Origin of the sequence: Hyphomonas sp. L-53-1-40, from assembly GCF_000682775.1 — a bacterium.
In the GTDB taxonomy this organism is placed as follows: Bacteria; Pseudomonadota; Alphaproteobacteria; order Caulobacterales; family Hyphomonadaceae; genus Hyphomonas.
On record NZ_AWFI01000002.1, the window covers coordinates 65217 to 84883 of the forward strand.

At 56.9% G+C, this 19667-nt stretch carries 20 protein-coding genes and 1 tRNA gene; 7 read left to right on the forward strand and 14 right to left on the reverse strand.

All coding sequences use genetic code 11. The annotated features are described in order from the left end of the window. Positions 1–63 precede the first annotated feature (63 nt). A complete protein-coding gene (locus L53_RS04350) occupies positions 64–861 on the forward strand; it encodes a crotonase/enoyl-CoA hydratase family protein (protein ID WP_034812374.1) in 798 nt (265 codons plus the stop codon). Here L53_RS04350 and L53_RS04355 read toward each other — a convergent pair. Beyond that, the gene (locus L53_RS04355; RefSeq protein ID WP_034812377.1) at positions 858–2057 is read right to left on the reverse strand and encodes a CaiB/BaiF CoA-transferase family protein; all 1200 of its coding nucleotides are present in this window, start codon (positions 2055–2057) and stop codon (positions 858–860) included. The two genes, L53_RS04350 and L53_RS04355, sit on opposite strands and share 4 nt — an antisense overlap. Positions 2058–2165: 108 nt before the next feature. After that, positions 2166–2255 (reverse strand) — tRNA-Ser (locus L53_RS04360). Between the two features lie 224 nt (positions 2256–2479). Between L53_RS04360 and L53_RS16225 the strand changes: the two genes are divergently transcribed. From L53_RS16225 to L53_RS04390, 6 genes are all read left to right on the forward strand, one after another. Next, positions 2480–3751, forward strand: a complete 1272-nt coding sequence (locus L53_RS16225) for a septal ring lytic transglycosylase RlpA family protein (protein WP_051607580.1) — start codon at positions 2480–2482, stop codon at positions 3749–3751. Between the two features lie 119 nt (positions 3752–3870). After that, positions 3871–5022, forward strand: a complete 1152-nt coding sequence (locus L53_RS04370) for a D-alanyl-D-alanine carboxypeptidase family protein (protein WP_034812379.1) — start codon at positions 3871–3873, stop codon at positions 5020–5022. Positions 5023–5026: 4 nt separating this feature from the next. Continuing rightward, positions 5027–5671 (forward strand): dTMP kinase, encoded by a 645-nt coding sequence (gene tmk / locus L53_RS04375; protein WP_233347567.1) that lies wholly within the window; start codon positions 5027–5029, stop codon positions 5669–5671. After that, positions 5668–6603 (forward strand): DNA polymerase III subunit delta', encoded by a 936-nt coding sequence (locus L53_RS04380; protein ID WP_051607581.1) that lies wholly within the window; start codon positions 5668–5670, stop codon positions 6601–6603. Before tmk ends, L53_RS04380 begins: the two co-directional genes overlap by 4 nt. Before the next feature lie 10 nt (positions 6604–6613). Then, positions 6614–7387, forward strand: coding sequence for a TatD family hydrolase (locus L53_RS04385; protein ID WP_034812382.1), 774 nt, complete (start codon positions 6614–6616; stop codon positions 7385–7387). Beyond that, a complete protein-coding gene (locus L53_RS04390; RefSeq protein WP_034812385.1) occupies positions 7387–8190 on the forward strand; it encodes an MBL fold metallo-hydrolase in 804 nt (267 codons plus the stop codon). Before L53_RS04385 ends, L53_RS04390 begins: the two co-directional genes overlap by 1 nt. A gap of 212 nt (positions 8191–8402) precedes the next feature. On the opposite strand, the gene L53_RS04395 is transcribed toward L53_RS04390, so the two are convergent. The 12 genes from L53_RS04395 to eno form a co-directional block, all read right to left on the reverse strand. After that, positions 8403–9335, reverse strand: coding sequence for a biotin-dependent carboxyltransferase family protein (locus tag L53_RS04395; protein ID WP_051607582.1), 933 nt, complete (start codon positions 9333–9335; stop codon positions 8403–8405). 1 nt (position 9336) lies between these two features. After that, positions 9337–9963, reverse strand: a complete 627-nt coding sequence (locus tag L53_RS04400) for an allophanate hydrolase subunit 1 (RefSeq protein WP_198019738.1) — start codon at positions 9961–9963, stop codon at positions 9337–9339. After that, positions 9960–10724: a 5-oxoprolinase subunit PxpA gene (gene pxpA / locus L53_RS04405; protein WP_034812388.1), complete on the reverse strand. Its 765-nt coding sequence runs from the start codon at positions 10722–10724 to the stop codon at positions 9960–9962. Before pxpA ends, L53_RS04400 begins: the two co-directional genes overlap by 4 nt. Then, complete coding sequence (locus tag L53_RS04410; RefSeq protein ID WP_034812392.1) at positions 10721–11929, reverse strand: Nramp family divalent metal transporter; 1209 nt, start codon at positions 11927–11929, stop codon at positions 10721–10723. Before L53_RS04410 ends, pxpA begins: the two co-directional genes overlap by 4 nt. Before the next feature lie 38 nt (positions 11930–11967). After that, on the reverse strand, positions 11968–13383 hold the full coding sequence (gene lpdA / locus L53_RS04415; protein WP_034812395.1) for a dihydrolipoyl dehydrogenase: 1416 nt from the start codon (positions 13381–13383) through the stop codon (positions 11968–11970). After that, positions 13380–13763, reverse strand: a complete 384-nt coding sequence (locus L53_RS04420; protein ID WP_034812398.1) for a hypothetical protein — start codon at positions 13761–13763, stop codon at positions 13380–13382. Before L53_RS04420 ends, lpdA begins: the two co-directional genes overlap by 4 nt. Beyond that, entirely contained in the window at positions 13763–15091 is a 1329-nt protein-coding gene (locus L53_RS04425) for a pyruvate dehydrogenase complex dihydrolipoamide acetyltransferase (RefSeq protein WP_034812400.1), read from the reverse strand. Before L53_RS04425 ends, L53_RS04420 begins: the two co-directional genes overlap by 1 nt. Before the next feature lies 1 nt (position 15092). After that, positions 15093–15416 (reverse strand): DUF5076 domain-containing protein, encoded by a 324-nt coding sequence (locus L53_RS04430; protein ID WP_034812402.1) that lies wholly within the window; start codon positions 15414–15416, stop codon positions 15093–15095. Next, positions 15406–16794, reverse strand: coding sequence for a pyruvate dehydrogenase complex E1 component subunit beta (locus tag L53_RS04435; RefSeq protein WP_034812404.1), 1389 nt, complete (start codon positions 16792–16794; stop codon positions 15406–15408). Before L53_RS04435 ends, L53_RS04430 begins: the two co-directional genes overlap by 11 nt. Before the next feature lie 55 nt (positions 16795–16849). Beyond that, a complete protein-coding gene (pdhA, locus tag L53_RS04440; protein ID WP_034812406.1) occupies positions 16850–17863 on the reverse strand; it encodes a pyruvate dehydrogenase (acetyl-transferring) E1 component subunit alpha in 1014 nt (337 codons plus the stop codon). Positions 17864–17932: 69 nt separating this feature from the next. Next, a complete protein-coding gene (locus L53_RS04445; protein WP_034812408.1) occupies positions 17933–18232 on the reverse strand; it encodes a septum formation initiator family protein in 300 nt (99 codons plus the stop codon). Between the two features lie 69 nt (positions 18233–18301). Further along, the gene (gene eno, locus L53_RS04450; RefSeq protein ID WP_034812410.1) at positions 18302–19582 is read right to left on the reverse strand and encodes a phosphopyruvate hydratase; all 1281 of its coding nucleotides are present in this window, start codon (positions 19580–19582) and stop codon (positions 18302–18304) included. Positions 19583–19667 lie beyond the last annotated feature (85 nt).

Consider the following 19667-nt stretch of genomic DNA (forward strand, 5'->3'; position numbering starts at 1 on the left):
GGATGGACAATCCTGTGCTCGCCTGCCAGCAAGGCATTCAGAAAACACGGAGGATTTCCAGACATGTCGATCGTGACAACAGAGAAGCGCGGATCCATCATGATCTTGACGCTGAACCGCCCCGATAGCCTCAATGCGCTGGGGGCGGAGGGCGATGGTTTGGCCATCGCAGCTGCATGTAATGAGATTGTTGCGGACGCTGAAATCCGCTGCGTGATTTTGACGGGCGCTGGCCGGGCATTCTCTGCCGGCGGAGATGTGAAAGCGATGAAAGAGGGCACCGGCGCGTTCGGCGGCGCGCCGCATGACATCCGTGAAGGTTACCGTCGTAATATCCATTTGATTGTGAAGTCGCTCTACAATCTCGAAGTACCAATGATCGCGGCCGTAAACGGGGCCGCGATTGGTCTTGGCTGCGATGTCGCCTGCATGGCCGACATTCGCATTGCCTCCGACAAGGCCAAGATGGGCGTCACCTTCCTGAAGCTTGGCCTGATCCCCGGTGATGGCGGCGCATGGCTGCTACCCCGACTGATCGGATCATCCCGCGCAGCTGAGCTTCTGTTCACGGGCAAAGTCATTGATGCCGCCACAGCAGAAGACTGGGGTCTCGTCTCGAAAGTCGTCCCGGGCGATACGCTGATGGACGAAGCCATGGCGCTGGCCGAGCAGATTGCTGCGCAACCACCTCAAGCCTTGCGCCTTGCAAAAACTCTCATGCGTCATGGCACCAACGCTTCCTACGAAACGATCATGGAAATGTCCGCCGCCTCTCAGGCCCTCATGCACAAGACTGAGGACCATATGGAGGGAGTGGAAGCGATCCTTGAAAAAAGGACGCCCGAGTTCAAGGGCCGCTAAGACACAATTCCGTCTGTATAGAGACTCTCGATGGCGTCGTCCGTCAGGCCCAGTTGATCGAGTACATCCCGAGTGTGCTGACCCAATGCGGGCGAGGGGCCTTTAGGCCCGTCGTCTGCGCCGGGAAAACGAACTGGCGAGGCTGGCGAAGCATACGTTGAGCCATCGCCCTTCGCGCTCGGTGTCTGAACAATCGCGCCTGCGGCGATGGCTTGCGGATCTTTGGCCACTTCGGCCAAAGTCTGGACAGGCGCCCAGGCGAGGGATTCCGCATCCAGCCGTTTGGCCATCTCGGCCTTGTCGTACTTTGCGAACCCCTCATCCAGGATGTCTACCACTTCGGCCCTGTGTTTCCGGCGCGCCTTGGCAGATGTGAACCGCTCATCTTCAATCAATTCCTCCCGGCCGATCGCGCGACAGATCGGCCCCCAATCCACTTCACCTTGCCGGGATACGAGACACACCCAGCTGCCGTCTCGGGTCTCGAAGAAATTTGTGATCGGGACATTTTGCTCATGCCGCGACTTCGTTGACGCAACACGGTCAAAAAAGAGCTGGATCGCAAAATCGGAACCGAGTGCATACAGACCGGCACGGAAGAGGGAGGCTTCAACCAAACGCCCCTTGCCTGTCCGCCCCGCCTCAACCAGAGCCGCGCAAATTCCGGCTGCGGCAGACATCGACGTCGTATGGTCTCCGAATGCGGTGCGATTGGCGAACAGATCTTCACCCTTCGGAACGGTCAGTCTGGCAACGCCGGTGCGGCTCCAGAAGCTCGCAATATCAAAACCGGGGCGGTTGGCATCAGGCCCTTGCAGGCCGTATCCGGTGAGGGAGCAGTAGACCAGTTTCGGGTTCAATTCCTTCAGGCTATCATAATCCAGGCCGGACCGTTCTAGGCCACCAGGGCGGACATTGGTCAGGAACACGTCGGCGTCGGCCACGAGTTTGCGAACGAGTTCCTGCCCCTCCGGCTTGGACGTATCGACGACGATGGACTTCTTGCCGCGATTGTCGAAGTCAAACACAGGATTGTCGGTTATGTCCGTCCCGATCGTCTTGAAGAAAAGTCGGATCGGATCACCGCCCGGCGGCTCTATCTTGACCACATCGGCGCCCCAATCGCTCAAGATCGAACCTGCGCCTGGCGCTGCCATATAAGTCGCATATTCTACGACCTTGATACCTTCGAGCATGTATCCTCCTGATGTTCTGGTTTTGCCAAAGTTTTGCAGGAAGCGCTTGCGAATGGCCAGCCTGACCAAAGGTCAGGTCTCGAAACCCACGCATACTGTAAGGCCACATGGCGGAGGAAGAGGGATTCGAACCCCCGGAGCCCGCGAAGGCTCAACGGTTTTCAAGACCGCCGCATTCAACCACTCTGCCATTCCTCCGGCGCCCGGTATGTCCAACAGAGGAACTGGTTTTGCAAGCCCTCATCTGCGAATGCTGACCGCGCACAAAGTGTGAATGGATCCCTAAGAGGCGTTTGCGGTTTCGTGAGAGAAGGTTCATCCTGCATCCACCTTGGCGTGGTAAACAAGCTAGGTACGGCAGAAAAGCCGGACGTTCAGGCGCAAAGCGCCGAATAGAAACTCAGAATGAGGTTACACCGCGAATGCGCGCGCCATCGACCAAAATCACCGATCGCCTTCCCGCCTTTATTGTTGCCACTTTTGCTGCTGCTTTCGTATCAGCGCCCGCATGGGCCGATCCCGCACCAATCGTCTTCAAGTCGCAAGAGCCAAGCGCCCGAATTTCAACAGAACGTCAAAACGTCTTCATTGCACCAAGCCAGGCCCAGCCCAGCCCAGAGAAAGCCAAAGCACGGGTCCAGTTCAGTTATCCGGGAGCGTCGCCGAAGCCTGCGCCTGTACAGTCTGCCTCAAACTCCTCCAATTCGGTGCCGAGATTTGCGAACCCGGCAAGCGGGACAAGAGAATATGCCAGCATAAGCGCACCAATAAGTGGCACACCTGCGCCTGTTGCAACACAGCCAACATCCGCAAAACCATTTGATCCGCAAGCCGCCGCTCAACGTATCGCTGCAGAACGAGCACAGTCCGAAGTCCTGACAGAATCTCTGCCAAAACTCGCTGGCGCTCCCGAACCTGTCGCAGAGCAGGGGACCGGTGCCCCAACGGCAACAGATGCGCGTCGTGTTGCCACCAGCCTGACACCCGCTGCAACGCATTCGGTTCAGCCTGAAACCGTACCCGTCTTCGATGAAACCGGTGCGGCCATCATCTATGGTGACGAATTCCAGGGCCTGCCGACCGCAAATGGCGAAACCTTCGACCAATCTGCGCTTATGGCCGCGCATCCGAACCTGCCTTTGCCGAGCCTGGTTCAGGTCGTGAATCTTGAAACAAACACAGAAATTGTTGTGCGCGTGAATGATCGCGGACCTTTTGAAGATGGCGCCATGTTGCAAGTCTCCGAGCGCGCCGCTGTGGAACTCGGCATGACCGGGGCAGGGCGCGCCAATGTGCGAATTCGTTATCTGGGCCCTGCTCCTGTCACGGCTCCAAAACCGCAACCGATTCTGGTTTCTGACAATAATGAAACGCGCGCGCCCTCAGTCACCACAGCTTCTGCGCCAAGTCCTGTTTACGCCGCGAGCCGGAGCAGCACGCAAAATTATGAACCTGTGTCGGTCGGGAACTACTTTGTTCAGGTTGGCGCATTCTCGCAGATCTCGAACGCTGAGAGCCTCATTCAGTCCATGCCGACCAATATGAGCGCCCAAATTGACCCGGCACGCGTAAATGGCGCGGACTTTTTCCGGGTGCGCGTCGGCCCCTTCATGAACCGGGATGCAGCAGATCGGATAAACAATGATCTTCACCGCTACGGCATATCCAACGGTCGGGTGGTTTCCCAGAACTGACCTGACGACCGCATAGCCACCATTGACGCTGACCACAAACCGGCCCTTTTTCCTGTATAAACGGGAAAAAGGGCCGTATTGGTTTCGGCCGACCGTTCAGCACATTTCGGAGGCTTACAATGCTGCCAAAAACCCAGATCCTCACCGCCATTCTGATGGCAGTCGCAGCGACGGGTTCGGCCCAGGCACAGATCATGGATACGCCCGCCAGTCATGCTGTGATCATGGATCACGAGACGGGTACAATACTCTTCTCCAAGGATGGCGCGGAACCCATGATCCCCGCCTCCATGACAAAGATGATGACGGCCTACCTCGTGTTCGAACTGATTGATCGGGGGGAGATTTCCCTGACCGACAAGTTCACCGTCAGCGAAGACGCGTGGCGCCGAGGTGGTTTCCCGTCTGGTACATCGACAATGGGACTTGCGCCCGGCGATACGCCAACCGTTGAAGAACTTCTGCACGGCGTAATCATCATGTCTGGCAATGACGCCTGTATCGTGTTGGCTCAGGGTATATCGGGATCAGAGGAAGCCTTTGCACGGCGTATGACCTCCCTCGCCCATGAACTCGGCATGAGTTCTGCGAACTTCCAGAACACGACCGGCCTTGAGGCCGTTGGCCACGTTATATCTGCAGAAGACCTCGCCAAGATGGCGAAGCTCACTATCGACAAGTATCCGCAATACTACGACTGGTACGACATGCCTTCATATACGTGGCGCGAATATACGCAGGCCAATCGCAATCCATTGCTCAGTATTGAAGGCACTGATGGCCTCAAGACGGGTCACCTCGAGGTTTCGGGATATGGACTCACCGCCTCCGCCGTTCGTGACGGCGTACGGCGTACAATCGTCATCAACGGTCTTGAGAGCATGGCGGCGCGAGCCCAGGAAGGCGAACGCATGATGCGGATGGCATTCCAGAGCTATGATCTGAAAGTGATCACGCCGGAGAGCGTCGAGTTACCGGAAGTCAAAGTCTGGCTCGGCCAGCAACGAATGGTGCCGGTTTCGCTCGCCAGCAAGATGACGATTGCCGGCCACAAGGCTGCGCTTGAAAAGGCGACATCGGAGATAGTTCTCGATGGTGCGCTCGAGGCGCCTATCCGCGCTGGCGACACGGTCGGAAAACTGGTCGTGACTGTAGAAGGTCAGGTTCCAACCGAAGCGCCTATCGTTGCTGAGGCAACGGTCAAGAAGCTCGGCTTCTTCGGCCGCGCGGTCGAAGGTCTCAGCCAGATGATCGGCGGGAATGATGGCTGAGGCCTTGCCCCTCAGATTTATCACGCTCGAAGGCGGTGAAGGTACCGGCAAGTCCACGCTTCAAAACGCTTTGGCAGAGCGCTTGCGGGCCGAGGGCTTTGACGTCGTCACAACGCGCGAGCCCGGCGGCACTCCACTGGCAGAAGCTGTTCGCGAACTTGCATTGCATCCGCCCGCTGGCGCGGACTGGTCGCCAATGAGCGAAGCCTTGCTGATGAATGCCGCCCGCAGTGACCATTTGGAAAAATTGATACGGCCTGCACTGGCTGAGGAAAAATGGGTGATCTGTGATCGCTTTGCGGACTCCACGCGCGTGTATCAAAGTGTCAAAGGCGGCGTCTCGTCCAATGTCCTCAAATCGATGGAAAGCACCGTCTTGGGAGACACGGTACCAACACTGACGCTCGTTCTTGATGCCCCCCTCGAAACCACCGCAGGCCGCAGATCTGCGCGCAATGGTCCGGACGATGCCTTTGAAAAGCGCGCTACTGACTTTCATCACGCAGTCCGTCAGGGATTTATTTCGCTGTCGCAAGAAGAGCCTCTGCGTTGCAAACTGATAGATGCTTCTCGGGATATCGCCACCGTGTACGCAGCAGCCTGGCGCATCGTGTCTCAAACTTATGCATTGAATGAGATGGCAGGATGAGCATCGCCTGGCCTCTTTATGGGCACGATACGGCTGAGGCTTCGTTTCTGGCATCGGCAACAACCGGCAAGCTACACCATGGCTGGCTGATCGAAGGGCCATCAGGAATCGGTAAGGCCACAATGGCAAACCGGCTCGCCGCTTACATGCTCGGCGCTCGCGGCCGGGAAGCAGCGCCGCTTGATGCAGATTCTTCTGACCCGGTTGCGCGAACCTGTCTTACCGGCGCTCATCCCGATTTGCGCGTGGTACATCGCGAGTTGAACGACAAAGGCAAGCTACGCCAGGATATCTCGGTCGATCAGGTGCGTGAGCTGATCCAGTTCTTTTCCCTCAAGCCCGCACAAGGTGGGTGGCGCGTCGGCATTATCGACTCGCTGGACGAATTGAATCGCAATGGTGCGAATGCCTTGCTCAAGACACTTGAAGAGCCACCGGAGCATAGCATCCTGTTTCTGGTGAATCATGGAACGACACCTATCCTGCCAACCATTCGGTCGCGCTGCAGAGTCCTGCGAGTCTCGGCTCTGGGTGATGAAGATACAATACGCGCATTGGAAACCGCCACCGCGCCGGCTGAAGCCGCGTCTTTGTCCAAGGGGCGACCAGGCTTGGGAATACAATTATCTACGCCGGCAGGCCTCGCCGCATCTCACGCGGCCAAGGTCCTGTTGCGCAGCCTGCCTAGACCGAATGACGGGCTAGTGACGGATGCGCTCCAGACTGCAAGTGCTGACGACACCGCCATGCAGGCCTTTCAGGAGGAAATTCTGACATGGCTGGCGCGTCGCGCAGAACAGGAGCCCGCCGCAGCCAAGGCTTGGCTGGAAGTATCCCGGCTCGCTGGCGAAGCGCGCGCCCTGAAGATGGATCCTGCTCAAACGGCATCCAAGCTGATTGCAGGGCTTTATAGCGCTGCAAAGGCGCATTAAGTCGTCAGCTATGTTTGATACGCATGTGAATTTGCACGGCGAGACGTTTGCCGACGATCTGGGCGACGTGCTCACACGGGCTGACGAGGCCGGTGTGAAGCGTATGCTCGCAATCTGTGATCGTCTCGACAATTTCGAGGCGGTCAGGTCGATTGCGCAGGCACATCCGGGCATCTGGTGCTCGATCGGCGTCCACCCTCATCACAGCAAGGATTTCACCGATCTGTCGGTCGATGATCTGGTCAACGGGGCGGCGGATCCCAATGTGGTTGCCATAGGCGAAACCGGCCTCGATTTCCATTATGGCTACAGCGCAGAGGATGCACAGATAAACAGTCTGAGAACGCATGTCGAAGCGGCCAGACAAACGGGGCTGCCGCTCATCCTGCACACACGTGAAGCCGATGACATGATGGGCGATATCCTTGAAGAGGAGTTCGAAAAGGGAAGTTTCGTCCCGCTGTTGCATTGCTATACGGGTGGCGCGCGGCTGGCCCAGCGCGGCCTCGACCTTGGAGGATTCGTGTCCGTATCAGGCATACTGTCCTTCAAGAGCGCGCGGGAAGTCAGGGAAGTGATTGCAGATGTCCCGATGGACCGCCTGATCCTAGAAACTGACTGCCCTTATCTCGCGCCGGTGCCGATGCGCGGTCGTCGCAATGAGCCTTCCTATCTCATTCACGTTGCTGAAGCGCTCGCAAGCCTAAAGAGTATTCCACTCCACGACGTCCTGAAAACAACGACCGACAACGCCATGCGCCTTTTCTCGAGAATACCGAACTGATGGCGACAGGCATCTTCACACTGCTGGGCACGGGCTCATCCGGCGGCGTTCCACGCGTCGGTGGCGATTGGGGGGCGTGCGATCCATCGGAACCAAAAAATCGCCGCCTGCGATGCTCGGCGCTGGTTCAGTCGTTCGACGCTCATGGCGCATCCACAAATGTCCTGATCGATACGTCGCCAGATCTGCGAGAACAGTTGCTTGCCGAACAGATCGGCCACCTGGACGCGATCCTGTACACGCATGACCATGCCGACCAGAGCCACGGAATTGATGATGTTCGACCGATCTGCATTCGCCAACGCAAGCCAATACCCACGCATCTGAGCGCTGAAACTCGCGGCACTCTGACAGAACGGTTTTCATATTGTTTCGAGGGGAAGGGTGGTTACCCGTCGATCCTGGACCTGCAAGATGAGCTTATGCCGCTCGAGTTGGTTAAGATTTCCGGTGCCGGCGGCGATATCGAATTCTTGCCACTAGACATGGAGCATGGCCGCATTCGCTGCCTCGGTTTTCGTGTAGGCAATCTCGCCTACTGTAATGACGTTAACGGACTACCAGAAGAAACGCTGGAAGCGCTGAAGGGGATTGATACTCTCATCATCGACGCGTTGCGGTACACGCCGCACCCATCGCATGCGAATCTTGATCAGGCACTGGAGTGGATCGCAGATATATCGCCGCGTCTGGCGGTCCTGACGAACATGCATATCGACATGGACTACCAAACGCTCTGCAAAGATCTGCCCACGGGCGTGATACCGGGACATGACGGTTTGCGCCTTGATTTCATTATATAATGCATGAGCACGATTTCCCATAATGATGATTATGCGACTCATGGAGTGACATCCCGTGACGACATGGCTGACCAGCGCCAGCGCTCATTTACGCAACGCTCAAAGACAGCGCACATCATGTACTGATCACCTTCCGTGAACGGCCCCCTAAAACTCCACCACACCCCCACCATCAAGGATTCGTTTACGTTTCGAGCGTGCGGCCCGCTTGGCTACAACCGGAACCCATGGATCCAGGATGCAATCAATTCTTGCTTCTTCATCAGATCGCCGGCCGCTTGCTCCCGCGTCCTGTGCAGGAACATGACAGAGTCGCCGGGCCGGATCTGACCCAGTAGGTGTCGGTCAGACCGGTTAACCTGCAGAATGTGCGGATAACCTCCTGTGGTCTGACAGTCTGGTAATAGTAGGAACCCCCTTCCCTGCGGCGGCAACTGCAATGCGCCAGGAAAAATTCCGGCGCTCGGCAGGTTTGCGATGGCATCTATTTCGGGAAATGCGCCATCCAGCTCGATACCAATCCTGCTAGCACGGCGTGTTGCCTTGTACTGCTCCGTCCAGAGAGGAACGCCGCCTCCCGTGTAGTCAGGCCCTTCGCTGGCCCGCAGGGCAAAACTGTTGCCGAGTGGAAACTTTAGCGCGTCAGGTGTCCTTTCCCGGCCGAGCGCCATTTCTGTGCCTGGGCTTGTTTCAACCACATCCCCAGACCGGAGCGCCCGGCCACCAAAACCACCCAAGCCCGCAGGAAGATAAGTAGACCCGCTCTCCAGAAACTCATCACCCACGATTCCGCCGGATATCGCCAGATAGGTTCGTAGCCCATGGTCCGGACGGCCGACTTCAAGAAAATCGCCCTGCTTGACGAAGACGGTCTCATGAAATGACGCCATACGACCATTCAGGCTAGTCGGAGCCACCGCCCCAGCAAGCGCGATGGCTGCGGGTGCCCGGAACTCTGCGGAGAAGGGTCCATAGGTAATCTCGATTCCGCTCTCGCTCGCATGATTACCAACCAAACGGTTTGCGATCGCATGGGAAATGAGGTCGGCAGGCCCGGATGACGGGATGCCAGAGTAGCGGTATCCCGCTCGCTGGTTGCCCTGCAGGGTTGCCTGCGGTCCGGCATTCATGATGCGAAGCGTCACGTCAGGTCCACTCTATTTGAACTTCGGCGCCTGGCGAAAGAAGGAAAGGATCTGACGCGGCTTTGTCAAAGAGTGTCGCATCGGTCCGGCCGATAATTGGCCAACCTCCAGGCCCGTCCAGAGCATAAATGCCGAGATAGCCTTTGATAAAGCCAATTGAACCCGCTCGTACCCGCTGACGTGGGTGATCCAGCCTGCCGCCCATCAGATTTGGATCAACACCTGACACATATGCAAAACCGGGCGCGAATCCGAGCATGTCGACACGTAGAGTCGAGCGACCCAGGGTATTTAGAAACTCATTGCCAGAGCAGTTATTCGCCGCCGCACAATCTGCAAGGTCAGGCGCATTCGTCTCATCAGACCTTACCCGCAACTTCAACACCGGCGCGCCGACAAGTGCTGCCTCAATGTCAGCCTTTACCGCTCGCTTCAACATGTCCAGTGCCTTGGCCGGGCCCAGGGCGGAAGGGTCAAATTGAACCGTTACACTTTCCCGGCCGATCACAACCTCGTCCCAGATGCCGCTGCCACGCAGGGCCCGTGCAATAGCCTGACGGTCTTCCGTCGCCCGCGTGACAAGCCTCAGCGCATCGTCACCGCATGGCACGATAACCGGTGTCCTCACGGCGCGGCCTGCGCCTTGATTTCGATACCCCGTGAGTGAAGCGCTTCCCTGAGTGCGAGTGCGGATTGGACTGCTCCTGCCGTATCTCCGTGAAGACAGATTGTGTCCACTTGGAGAGAAATCACTTGGTTGTCCGCGGCTATGACCGTGCTGTCCTCGATCATGCTTATTACCTGCGCTGCTTGAGCATCCGCCTCGTGGATCACTGCACCTGACTCACCTCGCGCGAGTAGCGAACCATCGCGGGCGTATGTGCGGTCCGCAAAGCCTTCAGCCAGAAAATCAGTGCCAGTAGCGTGGGCAATCTTAGCCAGCATGGAATCAGGCGGCCCCATTACGGCCCGTATGCGTGCTTCACGCGTGAGGCGCACGATGAATTCTGCAAGCGTCGGATCCCGCGACGCGTCATTGTACAATGCGCCATGGGGTTTGAGATGGTCGATCGCTACGCCTTGACCTCTCGCAAGACTGGCAAGCGTTCTCACCTGCTGACGGAGTAATGATTCCAGTTCATCTTGCGGCATCTTCATGCTTTTGCGACCGAAGTTCTGCCTGTCCGGATAAGATGGGTGCGCACCGACGACCACGTGGCGTGCCTTGGCAGCCTTCAGCGTCGCTCGCATGCTATCATCGTCACCAGCATGGCCTCCGCAGGCGATGCTGCACCGGCTGACCACATCGAGGATTGCACGATCCATTGCGCGACCAGTTTCGCCCGGCAATTCCCCGATATCAGAGTTCAGACAAATTGTGCGGCTCATGACCACACATTTAGGGCTCTCAGGATAAGGCGCAAGCCAAGGCCAAAGGTAATTGCGACGACTCCCATGCCCAGTAAGTTGGTCAGCCATGAATTGACGTGGTCACCCAACAATCCGCGGCGGTTCATTGCGACAAGCAGGAACACTGCGATAATTGGCAATATCAGCCCGTTCGCAATCTGCGCGAAAAGGATAATGCTGATGGGGCGGACGCCTAGCAAAGCGACAGCGGTCCCGACCATTAGAACGGTGAGTGCGATGCCGCGAAATACGCGACCATTGCGTTGGAAGCCGCCGAACTCGGACAAGGCATAGGATGTGGCCAACGGCGCGGTAATTGATGATGAAAGTCCGGCACCGAAGAGGCCGACGCCAACCAGGTATTTCGCAAACGGCCCGTAGGCTGGCTCAATCGAGGATGCCATATCAGCTGCAGAACTGACAATTATACCTGATCCGAACAGACTGGCCGCTGCGGTCGACAGGACCAGGATGGAGACGATCCCGCCCAAGCCAATTGACAGAGCAGTGTCCGCTCGTGCCGCTTGCAGGGCCGTCGCAGAACTGTCCGGCCATTTATCACGAACCGTCGAGGCGTGCAGAAAAAGATTATACGGAACGATGGTCGTTCCAATCAAAGCGATCGCCGTCACCAATCCAGCATCCGGAACGGCTGGCCGCAGACCTCCAAGCCATGCGGTCATATCAGGCCGCGTAATGAGGACACTGCCTGCAAAAGCGACGCTCATGAGCAGGACCAGGCTGATCAGCAATTTTTCGATGTGCCGGTAATGTCCGAACAGAAGAAATCCGCCAGAAATAGCGCTTAGAACCAGTACAATCAGTTTGTGTGAGATGCCGAAGGATCCCACCAGAGCCTCAAGCCCCAACGCGCCGCCAGCAAGATTGCCGGCCTCATAAGCTGCATTTCCGACCGCGAGGGCCGAAACGCCAAGAATTACGATTGACCATCTGATGATAGGGCCATTTTCGGGGGCAGTCATGGCGGCTGCCAGCCCCTTGCCGGAAACGATGCCAAGTCGGGCCGCCATCTCTTGCAAGATGATTGTGGCAAAGGTGGCGAAGACCAACGCCCAGATGAGGGCATAGCCGAAATTTGCGCCGGCGAGCGTGCAAGCAGTGACGGTGCCAGGTCCAATGAAGCCCGCGGCGACAAGAGCACCCGGACCGATTTTGAGTTTCATGGAACGCCCCCGCGACCGTCGCACGGTGCGACTGGTCCCTAGATATGTATCACACGGCCTTCGGCATCCAGAACGGATTCATGCATGCTCTCCGAAATGGTCGGATGCGGGAAGATTGTGTGAGCGAGATCCTGCTCGGTCAACTCACCCTGGCGCGCGATAACATAGCCTTGGATCAGTTCGGTGACTTCTGCGCCGATCATGTGCGCGCCGAGCAATTCCCCGGTCTTCTTGTCGAAGATGGTTTTCACGAGGCCTTCAGAGGCGCCCATTGCTATGGCCTTGCCATTGCCGATGAAGGGAAAGCGGCCGACCTTGATATCGTAGCCTTTTTCCTTTGCAGCCTTTTCAGTCAGGCCGACGCTGGCGACCTGCGGGTGCGCGTAAGTGCAGCCGGGAACGTTCCAGGGATCGAAGGGTTCGGCATGGTCGGCCCCGGCGATACCTTCCACACAAACCACACCTTCGTGAGAGGCCTTGTGGGCCAACCATGGCGGGCCCGTCAGATCGCCGATTGCGTATAGACCTTCGACCCCGGTACGGCCAAAATTGTCCACGGTCACATGGGTCTTCTCGACCTTTACGCCCAGATCTTCGAGGCCGAGACCTTCAACATTGCCGACAATACCAACGGCAAGAATTGCCCGGTCGAATTCCTTGTTTTCCTTCTTGCCGGACTTGTCTGTAATTTCGGCTGTGACGGTGGACTTGCCCGCTTTCAGATTTTCGACTTTCGCGCCCGTAATAATGTTCAGGCCTTGCTTCTTGAAGTCCTTTTCCGCGAGCTTCGAAATTTCCTCATCTTCCACAGGCAGAATGCGATCCATCACTTCAGCGACCGTCACCTCTGCGCCAAGCTCATGATAGAAACTTGCGAATTCAATGCCGATCGCGCCTGATCCTATGACCAGCAGCCGCTTTGGCATGACATCCGGTGTCATGGCTTCACGATAAGTCCAGATCAGCTTCTTGTCTGCGACCAGACCGGCTTGCGGGATGTCCCGCGCCCGCGCGCCCGTCGCCAACATAACGTGCTTTGCCTGAAAGGTTGCTTCCTTCCCGTCCTTGCCTTTGACAACCACTTTCGGGGCAGGCTTGCCTTTTTCCAGCCGTGCCGTGCCTTCAATCACGTCGATCTTGTTTTTCTTCATCAGGAATTTGACGCCCGTTGAAAGCTGGTTCGCAACGCCCCGCGACCGTTTGACGACGGCATCAAGATCAAAGTCTGCCTTATCGATCTTGAGCCCGAAATCCGCCGCGTGTTTTGCAAGATGGAGAACCTCAGCTGAACGCAGGAGCGCCTTGGTGGGAATACAGCCCCAGTTCAGGCATATGCCCCCGAGACTTTCGCGTTCAACGATCGCAGTTTTCATACCCAGCTGCGATGCACGAATGGCTGAAACATACCCACCAGGGCCTGAACCGATCACGATAAGGTCGTACTGCGTGCTCATTGGGTAATTCCTCTCATTTCATCCCACGCCAGAAGGGCCGCAGAGACGCGCAAATCGGCGCTTTCAAACATTTCCGGTGTGCAAATATACTCTGCTTCTTCAGCAGAGATCTTGTTCATCAAGTCGACGCTGTCTGCGGCGATATCTTCGCGAAGCTCTCGAGCCACACCTTCGTAGCGCAAATCTTCCATGAAGCCTGACAGACGATCCGATTGATCGCGATCGCAGAAAAGGTTGATACCTTTCTGGATCGCAAGTTCACCAGCGATCATCCGAATATCGGCTTCATCCATCCCGGAGGATTCATCGGTCGGGACATCTTCCCCGGAACATCCAGTGACAAGGGCCAAGCTGACCAGCAGCACACCAAGACGCTTCATCAGAGTAGCATCGCCTCAGGCGTCTCAACATACCGCTTGAAAGCCTGAAGCCATTTTGCACCTTCCGCACCGCCAACCACGCGGTGGTCACAGGTGAGCGTTACCGTCATGACGGTGCGGGCCGCGATATTTCCCTTGGCGTCGACAATAGCGCGCTTTTCACCCGCGCCGACAGACAGGATCATGCCTTCCGGTGGATTGATAATCGAGGCGAAGCTCTTGATACCGAACATGCCGAGATTGGAAATACTGAACGTGCCGCCGCTATACTCCTGCGGCTTCAGCTTTCGCTCCCGCGCGCGGGCTGCAAGATCCTTCATCTCTTCAGATATTTCTGCAAGGCCCTTGGTCTCCGCGCTGAACACAACTGGCGTGATCAGGCCTCCGTCGATCGCGACAGCAACTGAAACATTGGCATGCTTGTGATAGGCGATGCCTTTGTCGGTATATGATGCATTACAATCCGGCTCGTCCATCAGAGCCATCGCGGCAGCCTTGATGAGCATATCATTGACCGAAACCTTCACGCCTTCGCGTGCCGCAGCATTGATCGCAGCACGGCTCGCAAGCAGATGATCGAGCTCTAGATCGATATTCAGCGGGAAATGCGGAACCTGCATGAAGCTGGTCGTCAGACGCTTGGCGACAGTCTTGCGCATGCCGTCCAGTGGCACGAGTTCATAACTGTCAGGCGCATAGACCCGATCGTCCAAGACCTGCGGCAGGATTAGGCCATCCGGTTGGGTTGCAGCCCCCGCGCTCGCGCCAGACGGTGCGGCTTTGGCGTTCTCGACGTCGCGCTTGATGATCCGGCCGCGCGGACCAGTCCCCGTCAGCCCCGAAAGGTCTAGACCTTTCATCTCCGCAATCCGGCGTGCCAAGGGGCTGGCCTTGATGCGGCCATCTGATGAGGTTGCAGATGGCAGGGGTGACTTGGAAGGCGTAGCTGCGCTGTCTGCTTTCTTTGCCGGAGCAGTAGTCTCTGCCATGGCGGCCGGTTTCGGTTCTTCCGGTTTAGGCGCGGCTTCTGCCTTGTCTTTCGGTGCATTTGACTTGGCGGGAGCTTTGACTGAGGAGGCGTCTTCACCTTCCTCGGCAAGGATGGCGATCACTTCATTGACCTTTACGCCTTCCGCGCCGGCCTCAATGAGGATCTTGGCGACAACACCTTCATCCACTGCCTCGACTTCCATCGTGGCTTTGTCGGTCTCAATCTCGGCAATGATGTCACCGGAGGAAACGGTGTCACCTTCCTTTACCAACCATTTTGCAAGCGTACCCTCTTCCATTGTCGGAGACAGGGCGGGCATGGTGATATTGATAGCCATATCAGTCCCCCATCTTCTGGACATCGCCCGGTGATTTCGGGCCGAACTGGATGCGATTCAGGAAGCCGGTCACGATCTCCTTGATGATCTCTTCCTTTTCAGGGCCGTCTGGATGATGATCCTTGAAAGCGTCGGTGACATGCTTGGCGATGTCGCCCAGAATGAAGCCCCACATGGTTGGCTCCGTCGCCGGATCAGCTGCTTCGCCGACACGCAGGCTTACATGGTCTGTATTGTCTGCGATCCAGAACCGGATCATTTCCTGAGCAGTATCAGTGCCCTCTATGGATGGCGGCGATTTGAGTTCTCGTTTCTCAGTCGACATAGCAAACTCTCCGCGCGGCTTCGACAATATCATCGGCATTCGGAAGGCTCATCGCTTCCAGATTGGCTGCATATGGCAGGGGCACGTCCTTTTGATGGACACGGGCAGGTGGTGCGTCGAGATAATCAAACGCCTCGGCCGTCACTGTGGCCGCAATCTCCGCCCCAACGCCGAAGAAACGCCAGCCTTCTTCACAACAGATAATGCGATTGGTTTTCTTCACGCTCTCGATCACTGTCTCTGTGTCGAGCGGACGGATTGTACGCAGGTCTATGACTTCTGCGTCAATGCCTTGCTCTGCCAGCGTCTCGGCGGCCTGAAGCGCAAATCCAACCATTCGGGAATGCGCGACGAGCGTGACGTCTGAGCCGGATCGCTTGATGGCCGCCTTGCCAATAGGCAGGACGCGATCATCGAGATCAGGAACCGGAAAACTGTTACCGTACAGCAATTCGTGCTCGAGAAACACGACTGGGTTCGGATCACGGATAGCTGCTTTGAGCAGACCCTTCGCATCGGCGGCGTCATATGGCGCCACCACTTTCAGCCCGGGGATCTGGCCATACCATGCCGAATAGTCCTGACTGTGCTGCGCGCCCACACGCGATGCAGCGCCATTGGGGCCGCGGAATACGATGGGACAGCCCATCTGGCCGCCTGACATGTAAAGGGTCTTGGCAGCTGAGTTGATGATCTGGTCGATGGCCTGCATGGCAAAATTGAAGGTCATGAATTCGACGATGGGTTTGAGGCCCGCAAAGGCGGCCCCTACCCCAAGCCCGGCAAATCCATGTTCCGTGATCGGTGTATCCACCACACGGCGTGCGCCGAATTCCTGAAGCAGTTCCCGTGTGACCTTATAGGCACCTTGATACTCGGCCACCTCTTCACCCATTACGAAAACGGATTCGTCACGGCGCATCTCTTCAGCCATGGCGTCGCGCAATGCGTCCCGCACCGTCGTGTCGGTAAAGGAAGTGCCTTCGGGGATGCTCGGGTCTGACAGCACGGCCGCCTTCGGAGCCTCGACTTCGCTACTGTCCGTCTCCGTGTCCACGCCTTCATCTGACGGGGCAGTATCTGCGGCAACCTGACCCCCGGCATCGCCCTTGGATTCCACTTTGGAGGCGTCTTCGCCTTCCTCAGCCAGCACGGCGATGACGGCATTGACCTTTACGCCCTCGGTGCCTTCGGGAATGAGGATCTTGGCCAAAACGCCCTCGTCCACAGCTTCGACTTCCATCGTGGCTTTATCAGTTTCGATTTCGGCAATGATGTCACCGGAGGAGACGGTGTCCCCCTCCTGCTTCAACCATTTCGACAATGTGCCCTCTTCCATGGTCGGAGACAGGGCGGGCATGAGAATATCTACGGACATTAATGTGCTCCGGAAAACAGGATGGCGGACAATCGAGGTGCTTTCTTTCCTGGCATCAGGCGACCTCGACGTCTTTCAGGACGTCAGTCCAGAGTTCAGACGGATCAGGCTCGGGGCTCTCAAGAGAATAATCGGCGGCTTCTTTGACGATGCCCTTGATCTCCTTGTCGATATTCTTGAGTTCGTCTTCGCTTGCATGGCCCAGTTCAAGAAGCTGACCCTTCAGGCCCTCGATCGGGTCATGGTGCGACCGGATATCGTCGACTTCTTCCCGTTTCCGATACTTGGCCGGGTCGGACATGGAGTGCCCGCGATACCGATAGGTTTTCATTTCCAAGATGTACGGGCCTTTTCCGGAACGAGCATATTTGACGGCTTTTTCACCGGCTTCGCGCACCGCCATGACATCCATGCCGTCGACCTCTTCGCCTTCGATTTCAAAGGAAATACCGCGCTTGTAGAGTTCGGTTTCGGAGGCATGTCGCGCAACGCTCGTGCCCATAGCGTACATGTTATTCTCAATGACATAGACGACCGGTAGGTCCCAGAGCGAGGCCATGTTGAAGGCTTCGTAAACCTGTCCCTGATTGGCAGCACCGTCCCCGAAATATGCAAGGGCAACGTTGTCCGTTCCGCGATATTTGTTGGCGAATCCAAGGCCGGTGCCAATCGGAACCTGAGCTCCAACGATCCCATGGCCTCCATAGAAATTCTTTTCCTTGGAAAACATGTGCATCGATCCGCCCTTCCCTTTGGAAAGCCCGCCGATGCGACCTGTGAGTTCCGCCATCACACCACGTGGGTCCATGTCGCATGCCAACATGTGACCATGATCGCGATACCCTGTGATGATCTGGTCGCCATCCTTCAAACAGGCTTGCATGCCCGTCACGACCGCTTCCTGGCCAATGTAAAGGTGACAGAAGCCAGCAATCTTGCCCATTCCGTAGAGCTGTCCGGCTTTTTCCTCAAACCGGCGTATCAGGAGCATGGCCCGATAATATTTCAGCATCTCCGCCTTGCTGGTCTTTGAAGGTGCCTTTTTGGTACTTCTTGCTTTAGTCGCCATAAGTTCGCTCCAACCCTTTTCCAGACTTATGTATGCGCGATTACGCAACGACAAGTCAGAACAACTATGTCAATTTGCAGAGCTTGGTTCCGAAGAGACGAGAACAATTTCATTCGGATAGACAAAAGCCAGCTTGTCCCGCGCCATGGCTTCCACGAAATCAGGATCCACCGATCCCGGAGTCAGGCGTCTGATATCGACTTGGAGACGATTCAAGTCGCTCTCAAGGCTGGCGAGTTCAGCCTTGCGATCCTCCAACTCCATCTGGGCATCAGACCAACGCCCAAGCCCCTTCTCCCCCGCAAACGCGTGGTAGGCGAAATAGAGCACAAGAAGAGACAGGCCGGCGGCCTCGAGTCGCGATTTCATAACCTCACCTAATCCGGTTATGGTTAAGAGAGCGTGATCGCCGCCGGCCCGATTGACGGGCCCAGACCGCTAGGCAGCGTTGATGCGCGAGCGGCCGGCAAAGATGCCAACAGGTCCCAGCTCTTCTTCTATGCGAATCAGCTGGTTGTATTTGGCTATACGGTCGGAACGAGAAAGAGACCCCGTCTTGATCTGTCCGCAATTGGTCGCAACGGCGAGGTCTGCGATCGTTGCGTCCTCTGTCTCGCCGGAACGGTGGGACATGACCGCCGTATAGCCGTGAAGGTGCGCCAGTTCGACCGCGTCGAGCGTTTCGGACAATGTGCCGATCTGATTGACCTTCACCAGGATGGAGTTGGCAGCGCCTTTTTGCAGGCCGATGGACAGACGATCCGGATTGGTTACGAACAGATCGTCGCCCACCAGCTGAACCCTGTCACCGATTGATTCGGTCAAGGCGACCCAGCCATCCCAGTCGTCTTCAGCCATGCCGTCTTCAATGGATATAATCGGATAGCGGGCGCAGAGGTCAGCGAGATAGGCGGCGAACTCGTCGGAGCCGAGGGATTTCCCTTCCCCGGCAAGCTCATACTTTCCGTTCTTGTAGAACTCAGTAGAGGCCGCATCGAGCGCCAATGCCATGTCCTCTCCAGGTTTGTATCCAGCCTTCTCAATAGCCTTCATCACAAAACCGATGGCTTCGTCAGTAGATGCCAGATTGGGCGCAAACCCGCCTTCGTCGCCGACATTCGTATTGTGACCTGCATCACTCAGGGTTTTCTTGAGTGCATGGAAGACTTCGGCACCCATGCGCACGGATTCAGAGAGGCTCTCTGCGCTGACTGGCATGACCATGAATTCCTGGATGTCGATCGGATTGTCAGCATGCGCGCCGCCATTGATGATGTTCATCATCGGTGTCGGCAGAACGCGGGCATTGGGTCCACCCACATATCGGTAGAGGGGCATAGCCGAGGTCTCGGCAGCAGCTTTTGCAAGTGCCATGGAGACGCCCAGAATCGCATTCGCGCCGAGGCGGGACTTGTTTTCCGTTCCATCCAGATCGATCATCAACATGTCGATCATGCGCTGTTCGGTTGCGTCCAGACCAGCCAGTTCGTTGAAGATTTCACCATTAACGGCGTCAACGGCCTTCAGCACGCCCTTGCCCAGATAACGCGCCTTGTCCCCATCACGCTGTTCATGGGCCTCATACGCACCCGTAGAAGCGCCAGAAGGGACTGCCGCGCGGCCGAGAGAGCCATCTTCCAGCGTCACATCAACTTCGACGGTTGGGTTGCCTCGGCTATCCAGGATTTCCCGGGCATGGATGTCGATGATCTCGCTCATGAGTGGCTGTACCTTTGCGCCTAGAAATAAAAAAAGCGCCCCCTGCTCTGGCAGGAAGCGCTCGCACCCTTAAGGCTGCGCGCTC